Origin of the sequence: Pseudomonas gingeri, from assembly GCF_013386165.1 — a bacterium.
Taxonomy (GTDB): domain Bacteria; phylum Pseudomonadota; class Gammaproteobacteria; order Pseudomonadales; family Pseudomonadaceae; genus Aquipseudomonas; species Aquipseudomonas gingeri_C.
Map to the genome: position 1 here is coordinate 97046 of NZ_JACAOS010000012.1, position 12563 is coordinate 109608.

The 12563-nt window shown below is 62.9% G+C and carries 11 protein-coding genes; 3 read left to right on the forward strand and 8 right to left on the reverse strand.

The window, feature by feature from the left end; all coding sequences use genetic code 11:
- Positions 1-2: 2 nt before the first annotated feature.
- The 4 genes from gspG to HX866_RS11020 all read right to left on the reverse strand — a co-directional run bounded on the left by gspG (position 3) and on the right by HX866_RS11020 (position 4752).
- A complete protein-coding gene (gspG, locus tag HX866_RS11005; RefSeq protein ID WP_177093572.1) occupies positions 3-425 on the reverse strand; it encodes a type II secretion system major pseudopilin GspG in 423 nt (140 codons plus the stop codon).
- A gap of 12 nt (positions 426-437) precedes the next feature.
- Positions 438-1646, reverse strand: coding sequence for a type II secretion system inner membrane protein GspF (gene gspF, locus HX866_RS11010; protein WP_177139542.1), 1209 nt, complete (start codon positions 1644-1646; stop codon positions 438-440).
- Between the two features lie 2 nt (positions 1647-1648).
- Complete coding sequence (gene gspE / locus HX866_RS11015; RefSeq protein ID WP_256344910.1) at positions 1649-3340, reverse strand: type II secretion system ATPase GspE; 1692 nt, start codon at positions 3338-3340, stop codon at positions 1649-1651.
- Positions 3341-3471: 131 nt separating this feature from the next.
- The gene (locus HX866_RS11020) at positions 3472-4752 is read right to left on the reverse strand and encodes a hypothetical protein (RefSeq protein ID WP_177139544.1); all 1281 of its coding nucleotides are present in this window, start codon (positions 4750-4752) and stop codon (positions 3472-3474) included.
- 924 nt (positions 4753-5676) lie between these two features.
- Between HX866_RS11020 and HX866_RS11025 the strand changes: the two genes are divergently transcribed.
- A complete protein-coding gene (locus tag HX866_RS11025; protein WP_177139546.1) occupies positions 5677-5892 on the forward strand; it encodes a DUF2790 domain-containing protein in 216 nt (71 codons plus the stop codon).
- A 154-nt stretch (positions 5893-6046) separates the two neighbouring features.
- Here HX866_RS11025 and HX866_RS11030 read toward each other — a convergent pair whose 3' ends face one another.
- Positions 6047-7399 (reverse strand): OprD family outer membrane porin, encoded by a 1353-nt coding sequence (locus HX866_RS11030; protein ID WP_177105289.1) that lies wholly within the window; start codon positions 7397-7399, stop codon positions 6047-6049.
- A 274-nt stretch (positions 7400-7673) separates the two neighbouring features.
- Between HX866_RS11030 and HX866_RS11035 the strand changes: the two genes are divergently transcribed.
- Positions 7674-8426: a 3-oxoacyl-ACP reductase family protein gene (locus tag HX866_RS11035; protein WP_177139548.1), complete on the forward strand. Its 753-nt coding sequence runs from the start codon at positions 7674-7676 to the stop codon at positions 8424-8426.
- A 95-nt stretch (positions 8427-8521) separates the two neighbouring features.
- A complete protein-coding gene (locus HX866_RS11040) occupies positions 8522-9100 on the forward strand; it encodes a TetR/AcrR family transcriptional regulator (protein WP_177139549.1) in 579 nt (192 codons plus the stop codon).
- A 67-nt stretch (positions 9101-9167) separates the two neighbouring features.
- Here the strand turns inward: HX866_RS11040 and HX866_RS11045 are convergent, their stop codons facing one another.
- From HX866_RS11045 to HX866_RS11055, 3 genes are all read right to left on the reverse strand, one after another.
- A complete protein-coding gene (locus tag HX866_RS11045; protein WP_177093580.1) occupies positions 9168-10550 on the reverse strand; it encodes a nucleobase:cation symporter-2 family protein in 1383 nt (460 codons plus the stop codon).
- Positions 10551-10842: 292 nt separating this feature from the next.
- Positions 10843-11943, reverse strand: coding sequence for a DNA alkylation repair protein (locus tag HX866_RS11050; RefSeq protein WP_177139551.1), 1101 nt, complete (start codon positions 11941-11943; stop codon positions 10843-10845).
- A 17-nt stretch (positions 11944-11960) separates the two neighbouring features.
- A complete protein-coding gene (locus tag HX866_RS11055) occupies positions 11961-12557 on the reverse strand; it encodes a helix-turn-helix domain-containing protein (RefSeq protein WP_177139552.1) in 597 nt (198 codons plus the stop codon).
- Between the last annotated feature and the right edge of the window lie 6 nt (positions 12558-12563).

Sequence of the window (12563 nt, forward strand, 5' to 3'; positions counted from 1 at the left end):
GGCTATTCCCAGTTGCCCAGGTCGGTGTTGTAGCCATCGCCACCGGGTTGCCCGTCCTTGCCGTAGAAGATCAGGTCGAAGGGACCGTGCTCGCCGGGATAGCGATAGCCGAACGCATGGCCATAGGGGTCCAGCAGGTCGCTGGGTTTGGCGTAGGGGCCGTTCCAGTTATGCACGTTGGCGGGCGCGGTGGTCAGGTCGACCAGGTTCCTGGGCGGCGTCCCGACATCCAGCGCGTAACCCTCGATCTTCATCGACAGGCTGGCCAGCTGCGCCTTGCCGGCGCCGTACTTGCCCTTGTCGACATTGGTCCCGACCTGGCGCACGACAATGGTCGCGACCACACCGAGGAGGACGATTACCGCGAGCATTTCCAGCAGGGTGAAACCTTGGTGACGGTAACGCAGCGAGCGACTGGCGGTCATGGCGGCTTCCTTTCAGAGGTTATTGGTCAGGCTCATCAACGGCAGCATGATGGCCAGCATGATCAATCCGACCAGGGCGGCCATCACCAGGGTCAGGGACGGCACCAGGGCGGCGAGCAGGCGGTCGATATGGCGCTTGGCCTCAGCGTCGAAAATGCTCGCGACCTTGAGCAGCAGGCGGTCGAGTTGCCCGGACTCCTCACCGACCTGGATCATCTGCAGCGCCAGTTCCGGGAAGGTTGCGGTGGTCTCCATCGCGGCCGACAGTCGGCTGCCGTCCTTGACCCGGACGATGGTTTGTTCCACCGCGTCGCGAACCACCTGGTTGCGGCAGACCTGGCGGGCGATATCGAAGGCACTGATCAGCGCCACGCCCTGGCTCAGCAGGGTGCCGAGGGTATGGGCCAGGCGGGCGGTTTCCAGGCGCAGCAGCAAGGGGCCGATCACCCAGGCGCGGAGCATCTGCCGATCCCACTGCAAGCGCCCTTGCGGCGTGTGCAGGCGCTGCACCCACCAGCCGATCAGCACGGCCATGGCGCCGAGCAGGTAGAGGATGTAGTTGCCGAGGAACTGACCGAGGGCGAGGATCGCTTCGGTGATCAGCGGCACGGGCACGCCGAGGCCGCTGAAGATCGGCACGAATTGCGGCACCACATAGGCCAGCAGCAAGACCAGCGAGCCGAGTACGCCGACCAGCAGGAAGGCCGGGTAGATCAGCGCATTGACCACCTCGCCGCGGACTTTCTGCGCCCGTTCCAGGTAGCTCGCCAATTGCCCGAGGGTTTTACCCAACGCGCCGCCGGCTTCCCCGGCACGCACCAGGCTGAGGTACAGCGGCGAGAACGGCGGGCCTTCCAGGGACATCGCCGCCGACAGCGGCTGGCCGCCCTTGACCCGGTCGCGGATGCGTTCGAGCAAGCGCCGGGACTGGGGTTTAGCCGGTTGGCGGACCAGGGTGTTCAAGGCCCGCTCCAGCGGTTGGCCGGCGTCGAGCAAGGTGGCGAGTTGCTGGGTGAAACGCTCCAGTTCGTCAGCGTTCAGGGGCGGGCGCTTGAACCAGCTTCCAGTCGCTGCGCTGCCGGCCACTGCCGGTTCGAGCTGCAACACCAGCAGGCTGCGCTCCTGCAACTGGCTGGCGGCGTCGTCTTCGCCCTCGGCGTCCAACGCGCCGCTGACGGTGCTGCCGGTGGGGTCCAGGGCGCGATAACGATAGTGTTCCATGCTCAGTCGCCGCGCGTGACGCGCAGCACCTCTTCCAGGCTGGTGATTCCGGCCAGGGCCTGGCGCAATCCGTCCTCATAGAGGGTACGCAAGCCATTGGCCCGGGCGGCCTGCTCCAGCGTCGCGGCGTCGGCGTGGCGCATCAGCAGCGAGCGCAGGGTCTCGTTCATCACCAGCAGTTCGCTGAGGGCGCTGCGTCCGCGATAGCCGTTGCCGGGGGCATTCGGTCGCGGGCGATAGAGGCGGATCGGGCGTTCATCGGTAAAGCGTTGCAGTTGGTGTTCGGCCACCAGTTCAGCCGGCGCCTCGAAGCTTTCGCGCCATTCCGGGGCCAGCCGGCGCACCAGGCGCTGGGCGAGAATACCGTTGACCGTCGAGGCGATCAGGTAGCTTTCGACCCCCATGTCGAGCAGGCGGGTGATGCTCGCGGCGGCGCTGTTGGTGTGCAGGGTCGAGAGCACCAGGTGGCCGGTCAGCGAGGACTGAATGGCGATCCGACAGGTTTCCAGGTCGCGCATTTCGCCGATCATGATCACGTCCGGGTCCTGGCGCACGATGGCGCGCAGCACCCCGGCGAAATCCAGGCCGATGGCCGGCTTGACCTGGATCTGGTTGATCCCCTCCAGCTGGTATTCCACCGGGTCCTCGACGGTGATGATCTTGCGTTCGGCGGTGTTCAGCCGGGCGAGGGCGGTGTACAGGGTGGTGGTCTTGCCCGAGCCGGTGGGACCGGTGACCAGCAGGATGCCGTGGGGCCGTTCGAGCACGTCGAGAAAGGCCGCGAGGCGAGCGCCGTCGAAACCCAGGCTGGGGAAATCGAAGGATACGGTCTGGCGGTCGAGCAGGCGCATGACCACCGACTCGCCGAAGCTGGTGGGCACGGTGGAGACCCGCAGGTCCAGCTCCTTGCCTTGTACCCGCAGCATGATCCGGCCGTCCTGGGGCAGGCGGCGTTCGGCGATGTCCAGGCGCGCCATGATCTTGATCCGCGAGATCACCGCCGCCGACGAGCTCACGGGTGGGGCTTCGGCCAGGTGCAGCACGCCATCGACCCGGTAACGGACGTTGAGCTGGTTCTCGAAGGGTTCGATATGAATATCCGACGCGCGCTGCTCGACCGCCCGCTGCAACAGCAGGTTGACCAGGCGAATCACCGGTGCCTCCGAGGCGAGGTCCTTGAGGTGTTCGATATCGGTCTTCTGGTTGCCGCTGTCGTCTTCCAGGTTTTCGATCAGCGTGCCCATGGCCGTGCGGCCCTGGCCGTAATAGCGCTCGATCAATTGCTCGATATCGCTGCGCAGGCCGATGGACAGGCGTACCGGGCACTGGCAGGCATACTCCAGCGCGTGCAAGGCATGGGGTTGGTTCGGGTTGGCGATCAGCACGTGCAATTCACTGTCGGGCGCCGAGAGTGGCACCAGGCAATGCTGCTTGAGGAAGCGCGGTGCCAGCTCGGGCGGGTTTTCCAGCAGTTCGGGCGCACTGGCCAAGGCCAGCAGGGGCGCGCCGAGCAGGGTCGACCAGGCTTGGGCGAGATCCTGTTCCGAGACCAGGCCCAGGCGCGCCAACAGTTCGGTAGCGTCCTGCCGCGCGCCGCCGTCCTGCAGTTGCTGGGCGCGGTCGAGATCGGCGGGTTTCAGGCGGCCGGCGTCGACCAGCCAGTCGACGGCAAGCCTGCCCAGGTCTTGGGACATCAGGGCGTTCATGGTGCTCTCTCCAGGCTCCATGCCTATCGGAACAGCCTGACCCCGAAGCGCTTGGGCGGCTACTGTCAGAAATGACAGTTCTGCTGACCGTTGGTCGGGTCGGAGCAGGCGTTGCGGGCCTATAGGGCCTCGGAATCGGCATCGACGGTTTCGCCGGCGGTTTCGCTGATGCCCGCAGCGGTGTGCCCATCCGGCGACAAGGCGGTGCCGGCGCTGTTGACCCCGCCGCTCAGCGTGCCGTCGTCGGTGACCGCCGTGCCGCCGGCCAGGACATGGCCCTGGTGCAGGCTGCCGCTGGCGGTTTCGCCGTTGACCAGCAGCGTGTCGTTGTTACCGATGGCTTGCGCGGCGTCGCGGATACCCCCGCTGATCGGGGCCAGGGCGGTACCGGTGGTGGTACTGGTATTCCAGAAGCAGGCCTCGGTCTCGCCGCTGGTGTTTTTGAAATTGCAGGCGATATGCCCGGAGGCGTTCATGTCGACGGCGCCGTTGTGGGTACTGACCTGGGAAACCCCGCCGACCGCTACGGAACTCATGACGATCGGCGTGGCGCTGACACTCGACCAGAAGGCTGTTTGGTGGGTGCTGGTGGCAAAGGTGCAATCGCCGACGATATTGCCGAGGGCATTGACCTGGCCGACCTCACAATAGCGGGCCCCGGCGGGGAGGGCGACGGTGACCGCGTTGCTGCTCAGGGAGGTCCAGACCAGCGCGATGGGTTTGCCCATGCCTGCGGCGCCAGAGGGGCAGTTGGCCAGGACGACGGCCGGGGTGCTGTCGCTGATGTCGCTGACGGCGCAATTGATCGGGTCGGTTGAGAGCAGGCCCAGCAGGACCCGCACACCTGCCAGCGGCACGGCGCTGGTGCTGCCTGCCGCCCAGTAGACGGGTGTGTGGGTGCCGTTGCCGCTGATGCTGTCGCCGACGACGATGCCGGTCAGGTTGACGCCGCTGGCTCGGGTGCTGACGTCCGCGCCCAGGCCGAGCAAGCCGCTCAGGGGGGCGAGCAGTCGCGGGGTGGTGCTCGGACTGCTGGCCTGCCAGGTGACGGCGTTCCAGACGCCGCTGGCGTTCTGGCAACGGCCGACGACGGTAGCGCTGGCCAGGGCCACATGGTTGATGGCCCCGGCCATGCAGGCATAGCCGGTCACCAGGGGCGCCAGGTCCACTTCGCTGCCCGGTGTCACGGCGATATAGGCGACGCTGGTGTGGGTGCTGCTGTCCGTGCAGGCACCGACTTCCACGCCGGCATCATTGACCGAGACGGGCGTGCAATTATTGCCGCCGGCGCTGCCTTCATCCAGCAAGGCCGCTTGGGCCGCGGCGCTGAGTCCGGCGAGGGCCAGACAAAAAATGACAAGGTTGAAGACGACGGTGATGGACGATTTATTCACGTTCATGAACTGATCCTCTTGATGTCTCGCCAGGTTCCATACCTGGTCGAAAGAGCCTGGGCTTTAATCAGAGGAGCGCCTACTGTCAGAAATGACAGTTCGTATTACCGCTCGTCGTTTCGGAGTGGGCCTGTCAGATGAAGAGTGAATGGCCATTTCAGACGAACGGCTATACGAACTGTCATTTCTGACAGTAGGCGGTGTGAGAGTTTGGGGGCAGGCTGATTGATGAAAACGGTTTTAAGTTTTGCGTGTGAATGTTGAGGAGACGGATATGAGCGGAGTGCTTGAACATCGGATATTCAAGTCCGGAGTTGGGAGTGATGCTGTTGCGACGGGGTCTGTTTGGGGTGGGCGAAAAATAGTCGCGTCATTTTCATTGGTTATTGCGATCTGTTGTGTCGGAGGGTTTACTGCTCAGGCGAGCGCTCAGCCTGTGATTGAAACACCCTCAATATCGGGTGCTCAATCGGGTGGAAATGATTTTTCAAATCAGGTTGATGACGAACCTGTGCTTTCAGTGCCGCTTCTTGGCTTTGGAGGGCTGACGGACTTCGGGGGGAACGCCCTTCCGCCGCCAGTGAGACCCTCTGCCAGTTGCTCTTCGAATAGCTCATGGGAAAGAGCAAAGTATGGATTGCGTGCTTGTTGAGACTGAGTACTGCACGTCCCGTCGTTGAACGGTGAGGTCGGCGCGGCCTATTAGAAAACTTCATATTCCATGAATGTTTTGTCATTTTTCAGTGGGCGGAAGCGATGACGAGTGCCCGCTAGAATTCAATTAGATAAGTGTCAGGGTGTTTATAAATAATTAGTTAATGAACTCGGCCATTTCCTTAATCTACGCATAATGATCGATTGAGAGCCTGCGCAGGTGCAGTCTGCCCAGTGCGGCGGGTTATTCCCTATTTCTCATATTGAGTCATTACCATGAATATCTATACCAAGTGCCTGACCGTTGCGGTCGTTCTGTTCAGCGCCCAAACCTTTGCCCTGGACAGGAAAGACATTGCGCAAGTTGTCAGCGTGAACTCCGATCCTTATGCCTGCGGTATCACTGACGCGAAGATGACCTACAAGACCCCGAGCGGTGAACTCAAGGAGTACAAGTACAAGACCTGGGGCAATGGCTGTGCCGGGGATTGATCGAGCGAGTACGTGGGCGGCCCGTTGGATAAGCGGTGGGCTGGCGGGATAAAACAAGCGGGCTTGCCCGCGAAGATCGGCCGCTGTTGACGGCCTCTTCGCGGGCAAGCCCGTTTGTCGTAGTGATATAACGCTCAGGACTTGCGTCGGTTTCCTACCAAAGCGGGACCACGTAGCTGACGTAGAAGCGGTTTTCATCCTGAATCGTCTGGCCGGTGATGTCCGGGCTTGCGTGGGCATTCTGCCAGCGCACGCCGAGGCCTTTCAGCTCGCCGCTCGGGACGTTGTAGGCGAGGGAAATGTCGCGTTCCCACTCATTGGCGTCGGGGTTGGCTGGGGTGCGGATCTGGTCGCCATGGACATAGGTGGTGGCGAACACCAGACCGTCCACGCCCAACTTGGCGAAGTCATACTTGTACTGTGCCAACCAGCTGCGCTCGCCGGCGTGCTGGAATTTGTTCAATTGCATGTTGGTCAGTGCCGGGGTGTCGGCGCCCGAACCCGGGCCCTGGAGTTCGGCACCGCTGTTCAAGCCGGAGTCCAGGTAGGGGAAGTCGCTGCTGCCGCTGTTCTTCTGCACGCCGAGGCCAACGGTGTGACCGGCCAGGCTGTAGCTTTCCATCAGGCTGATGGTCGACTGGTTGATCCGGCCCTTGGTCAGGCCATTGCCGTAGTAACCGGCTGCGGCGTACTGGCTGTCGCCGTCGGCATTGCCACCGGTCCCCAGGCTGCGGTAGGCACGGAAGTCGCTATCGATGGCGCCGACAGGCAGGGCGTCATGACGCTTGGCGCCGAGGAAGAACTGTTGGTAGTAATCCGACAGGTCCGAGTACCAGGCGCTCAGCGTGGTGTTCTCGATACCGGCGTAGTCGGCGCCGCCGTAGAGGAAGCGATCGCTCTTCTTGGTGCCGCCGGCGGTGATCATGCCGGTGTCACCGGTTTCGTTACGGATCTTGGTCTGGGTGATATCACCCACGGTGAAGGTGAAGTTATCCAGGTCCTTGGACACCAGTTGTGCACCGGTGTTGGTCTGGCGGTACAGACGGCCATCGGTGTTGGCCAGCATCGGGTTGTTCTGGTACAGGGTACCGACCCGCAGTTCATCCTTCAGGAAGCGCGCCTTGAACGTCGGGCTGAGTACGCCGAACTGGTCGACGGACTTGCCGTTGTCCAGCGGGAACATACTGCCGGGGTAGCGGCCCTGGTGGTTCTTGTCGTCCAGGTCGCCGCCGGAATCGAGTTTCAGGCCGTAGAACGCCTGCAGGTCCAGACCCAGACCGATGGTGCCTTCGGTGTAGCCGGACTTGAAGTCGAACTGGAAGCCCTGACCCCAATCGTGATAGCTCTTGGCCTTGGCCGAGCTGCCACTGACGCCTTGGCCGTCCTGGTTCAGGTAACGGTTAAGGAGGGTCACGTCGGCGTGACTGTCATCGATAAAATCCGCGTGGGCGCAGATCGTGACACTCGCCAGAGCGGCGCCCATCAGAGGGCTTAACAGCTTGTTCATTGGGTTCGGATCCTAGTCACAGAATTGAAATAAGAGCAGCAAACTCTTGAAACAATTAAGGAGTGGCCATGTGACAGTTCTGAGTCAAACGTCGGTTTTGACGGATGAAATTAAATTTAAGAAATGAACTTTTCGACGTGTTTTTCGTCGGTTCGGTCGGTTTTTTGGGTGCACATTATGGATAAATAAATCAAAAATAATGACTTTAGGTATTCAAGGATTAAGCCTTATGGTGCTATTTTGGATTTATTAATCCAAAATTGAGTGCGCAATCATGACATCTGAAATCAAACCCCTGAAAGGTAAAGTGGCGCTGGTTACCGGCGGTTCTCGTGGCATCGGTGCAGCCGTGGTCATGCGACTCGTTCGTGACGGTGCGGCGGTGGCGTTCACCTACGCCAGTGCCGAACAAAAGGCCCTCGAGGTGGTGGCCACGGTCGAAGCCGAAGGGGGCAGGGCCCTGGCGATTCACGCCGACAGCGCCGATGCGGCGGCGCTTGAGCGGGCAGTTAAACAGACGGTCGAGACCTTGGGCGGCCTGAATATCCTGGTCAACAACGCCGGGATCCTGCAGCGCGGCGATATCCGTGAGTTCTCGCTGGAGGTGTTTGACCAGATGTTTGCGGTCAACGTCCGGGCGGCCTTTGCGGCGGCCCAATATGCCGCCCGGGAGATGGGCGAGGGCGACCGGATCATCCTGATGGGCAGCGTGGTGGCCGAGCGTTCGGCGTTCCCTGGTGCCAGTGTGTACTCGATGACCAAGTCGGCGCTGGTCGGCCTGGGCCGGGGCATTGCCCTGGACCTTGCGCCACAGGGCATCACGGTCAATGTGGTACAGCCCGGCCCCACGGCCACCGACATGAATCCGGCCGACGGTCCGCACCATGAAGCGGTAAAGAGTCTGGTGCCGCTCAAGCGTATGGGCACAGGCGAGGAAATCGCCGGGATGGTGGCCTACCTGGCCGGTCCCGAGTCGTCGTTTGTCACCGGCGCCTGCCTGACCGTCGACGGCGGCTACCTGGCCTGAGGCGAGACGCCGCGTGCAAGGCGCCGTATCATGCGCGGTTTGTGGCAGAGGGCGTTGCACGCCGTTCCGATCTGCCTTGAACCACGAGAGCGAGCATGGCCAGAACCCGAGCATTCAATCGCGAACAGGCGCTGCAACAGGCGATCCGGGTCTTTTGCGACAAGGGTTTCAGCGCGGCGTCGACCGACGAGTTGATGCAGGCCATGCAGCTTGGCCGACAGAGCATGTACAACACCTTTGGCGACAAGCGTGCGCTGTACATGCAGGCCATGCGGCAGTACTACGCGGACAGCGTCAGCGACCTGATTCTCAAGCTGGGCAAGGGTGTTTCGCCCCTGGCCGGCCTGGAAAACGCCTTGCTGGCGTTTGCCTCGCGGGCGCAGCACGAGGGCACTTCCGGGTGCATGGGGGTCAATGCGGTCTGTGAGTTCGGCCTTGAAGACCCCGAGATCAATCAACTGGGTGAGACCGCCGGGCAGACGCTGACGGCGGCGTTCGAGCGGGCCTTGAACGAGGCGCGGGAGGCGGGGGAGATCGATCGGGGGATCGATGTGTCGGTGGCGACGCGTTACCTGATGACCTGCCTGAGCGGTTTGAAGATCAGCGCCAAGGCCGGGGCCTCGATTCAAATCCTGCAGGAGACCGCGAGGTTTGCGCTACGCAGCCTGAAGTAGGCGGTTGCGGGGTTGGGGCAAGCGGTGGGTGCTGTTGCAACACAGAACCCACCTGTTGCACCGGACCTCAAGCGTTGCTGCGTGGGCTTTCCGGCAGGAACCAATTCAGCACCAGCGCACAGATCCCACCGGTTGCCACACCGGACTCCAGCACATTACGCAAGGCCGCCGGCATATGCGCGAGGAACTCCGGCACCTGGGAAACCCCCAGGCCCAACGCCAGGGATACGGCGATGATCAGCAGCGCCCGGCGATCGAGGTGGATGCTCGCGAGGATATTGATCCCCGAGGCCGCCACCGCACCGAACATCACCATCGCCGCGCCGCCGAGCACCGGCTCGGGCACTGCCTGGATCGCGCCGGCCACCGACGGGAACAGACCGAGCAACACCAGCATCAGGGCGATCCACTTGCCGATATGCCGACTGGCGATGCCGGTCAGCTGAATCACCCCGTTGTTCTGGGCGAAGATCGAGCTGGGGAAGGTGTTGAACAGTCCGGCCAACAATGAGTTGGCGCCGTTGACCAGCACGCCGCCCTTGATCCGCTGCATCCAGATCGGACCTTCCACCGGCTGGCGCGAGACCTTGCTGGTGGCGGTGACGTCACCGATGGCTTCCAGGGAGGTCACCAGGTAGATCACCAGCATCGGAATGAACAGCGCCCAGGAAAAACCCAGGCCGAAGTGCAGGGGCGTCGGCACCTGGAACAGCGCGGCCTCGTGCATGCCGGTGAAGTTCAGGCGGCCGAGGTAGCCGGCCAGGGCATAACCGACCGCCAGGGCGATGACGATGGCGCAGCTGCGCATCCACACCAGCGGGATACGGTTGAGGACCACGATGATCGCCAGCACCACGCCGGACAGCAGCAGGTTCTCGCCATTGGCGAAGGTGCCGTTGGCCATGGCGCTGAAGCCGCCGCCCATGCTGATCAGGCCGACCTTGATCAGGGTCAGGCCGATCATCAGCACGACGATGCCGGTCACCAGCGGGGTGATCATGCGTTTGACGAAGGGCAGGATGCGTGAGATGCCCATCTCGACGAAGGAGCCGGCGATGACCACGCCGAAGATCGCGGCCATCACCGCTTCCACTGGCGTGCCTTGCTTGACCATCAGTGCGCCGCCGGCAATCAGCGGGCCGACGAAGTTGAAGCTGGTGCCCTGGACGATCAGCAGCCCGGCGCCGAAGGGGCCGAAGCGGCGGCACTGGACGAAGGTGGCGATGCCGGAAATGACCAGGGACATGGAGACGATCAGGTTGGTGTCCCGGGCCGAGACGCCCAGGGCCTGGCAGATCAGCAGGCCGGGGGTGACGATGGGCACGATGATCGCCAGCAGGTGCTGCAACGCCGCGAGGAGGCTGATGGGCAGGCTGGGGCGGTCCTCGAGGCCGAGGACCAGTTCATTGGCCTGGGGCTCGGCGGTGGGCGGTGTCTGGTGAGCGGTCATGGTGGGGGCCCTGGAAAAAAAGATCGGCGATTCTACTGCAATGCCATTCACTTGCGCGAAACGCAATGTGGGATCGGTGAACGTTGAATCCTGGGGTGTTCTTGCTGGCCTCATCGCCAGCAAGCTGGCTCCTACAGAACCGCGTTTCACCACAACAGTATCGTGTTGCCCCAGTCCCCCTGTAGGAGCTGGCTTGCCAGCGATGAGGCCCTTGAGTCTTGAGGTGTTCTTGCTGACGCCATCGCCAGCAAGCCGGCTCCTACAGGTTGGGTGGTGATTTTGTTGGCAATGCTCAGTCGAGAATGTCGAAGCCGCTGCTGCCCAGGCGCTCGCCATTGACCAGCAAATGCACGGCGTGATGACCACTGTAGTGCTTGCGGGTGGTCAGCTCGCGGATGTGTTGGCGGCGTCTCAGGGTTTCACTCGTGCCGGCGGCCAGGTGCAGGGTCTTGAGCTTGAAAACCTTGCTCGAGGTGGCACCCGAGGCCTTCACATAGTCGATACCGTAGTCGATCACCAGCTTCTGTCCAGTCGTCGCCGTGGACATCAGGGTGAAGGACAGGGTCACGCTCTCGCCCAAACGGATGACCGCGGGCTCGACCTTCAAGTCCAACACGTCAACCTCGGCCTTGGCCCCGGCGCCCATCAGCGTGAGGGCACGCGGGTTGCCCTGTTTGATCAGGCTGCGCAGGGCGTGGCGGGCGATCCAGGCGGTGCGCGGGTCGTCCAGGGACCAGCTTTCGATCAGGTCCAACACCCAGTCGGGGTGTTCCTTGGTGATGTCGTTGAGGTGGTTGGCCACCGATTTGCGCACGTAGAGGCTGTCGTCGGCCTTGAGCGTGTCGAGTATGTCGGCGGCAAGGCTCGGGTCAGCCTGGATTTCGGCCAGCCGGAAGGACCACGGCAGTCGCGGTCGCGAGCCTTCGCTGGCGAGGCGACGCACGTGTTCGTTTTCGTCCCGGGACCAGGTTTTCATCACCGCCAGGGTGCGTTCGAAATCGCTGAGAAGGAAATGCCGCACGGCGAATTCGGAGGAGCCAAAGGGGGTGAAGTACTTCAGCGCATCCATCGACAGCTCGAAGTCCTTGGCCCCGTAGCTCGCCACATAGTGCGGCAGGCACATGCTGACAAAGCTGCTGTTCAGGCGTGGGGCGAGTTGGCGCAGCACTTTGAGGGACTGCTTGTAGCTCAGGGGCAGCACCGCGTGCAGGCTTTCGCTGACCCGGGCCAGGCGCTGCATGATCGACAGTTCGCCGAGGCCCTGGTGGGTGCGACTGATAAACCCGGCGCTGTCGAAGTCGGGGTACACCGCGCGCATTTCGCTGGCGATATGCAGCAGGCGTTCGCTGTTGAAGATTTCCTTCAGCGCGGGGGCGGCTTGTTCGGTGCTCATGGCGGGGCCTCGGGGAATCAGAAAGTCGGCGGGGTGATGACCCAGATGACCACGGCATCGACCTCTCCGGGGTTGCCGTAGCGGTGCGGTTCCTGGCTGGAGAAGCTGAAGCTGTCGCCCTCGGCCAGTTGGAAATGGCGCTCGCCGACCCACAGTTCGAAGACGCCGGACAGCAGGTAGCCGGCCTCTTCGCCGTTGTGGCTGTAGCTCTGCTGGCTGTAGGTGCCCGGCGGGAAACGCGAGTGGAGGATTTCCAGTTGGCGGTTGGGTTGTGGGGTCAGGAGCTGGTCGACGATGCCGTCTTCGTAGTGCACGCTCAGGCGGCTGTTCTTGCGCACCACGTAGCCGTTGTCGGCGGGGGCGGTGGTGGTTTCGCTGGCGAAGAACCACTGGATGGTCACGCCGAGGCTGCGGGCGATATTGAACAGGGCCGGGATCGATGGGTAGGCGAGGTTACGCTCCAGCTGGCTGATGTAGCCGGCGGTGAGTTCGGCCTGGGTCGCCAGTTCGGTCAGGGTCATGCCACGCCGTTTGCGCAGGCCGCGAATGCGCGTGCCGAGAAACTGCGGGCCGGCGGCGGGGTTGTCGCCGGCGGGCGTAAGGGCGTTGCTCATGGCCTG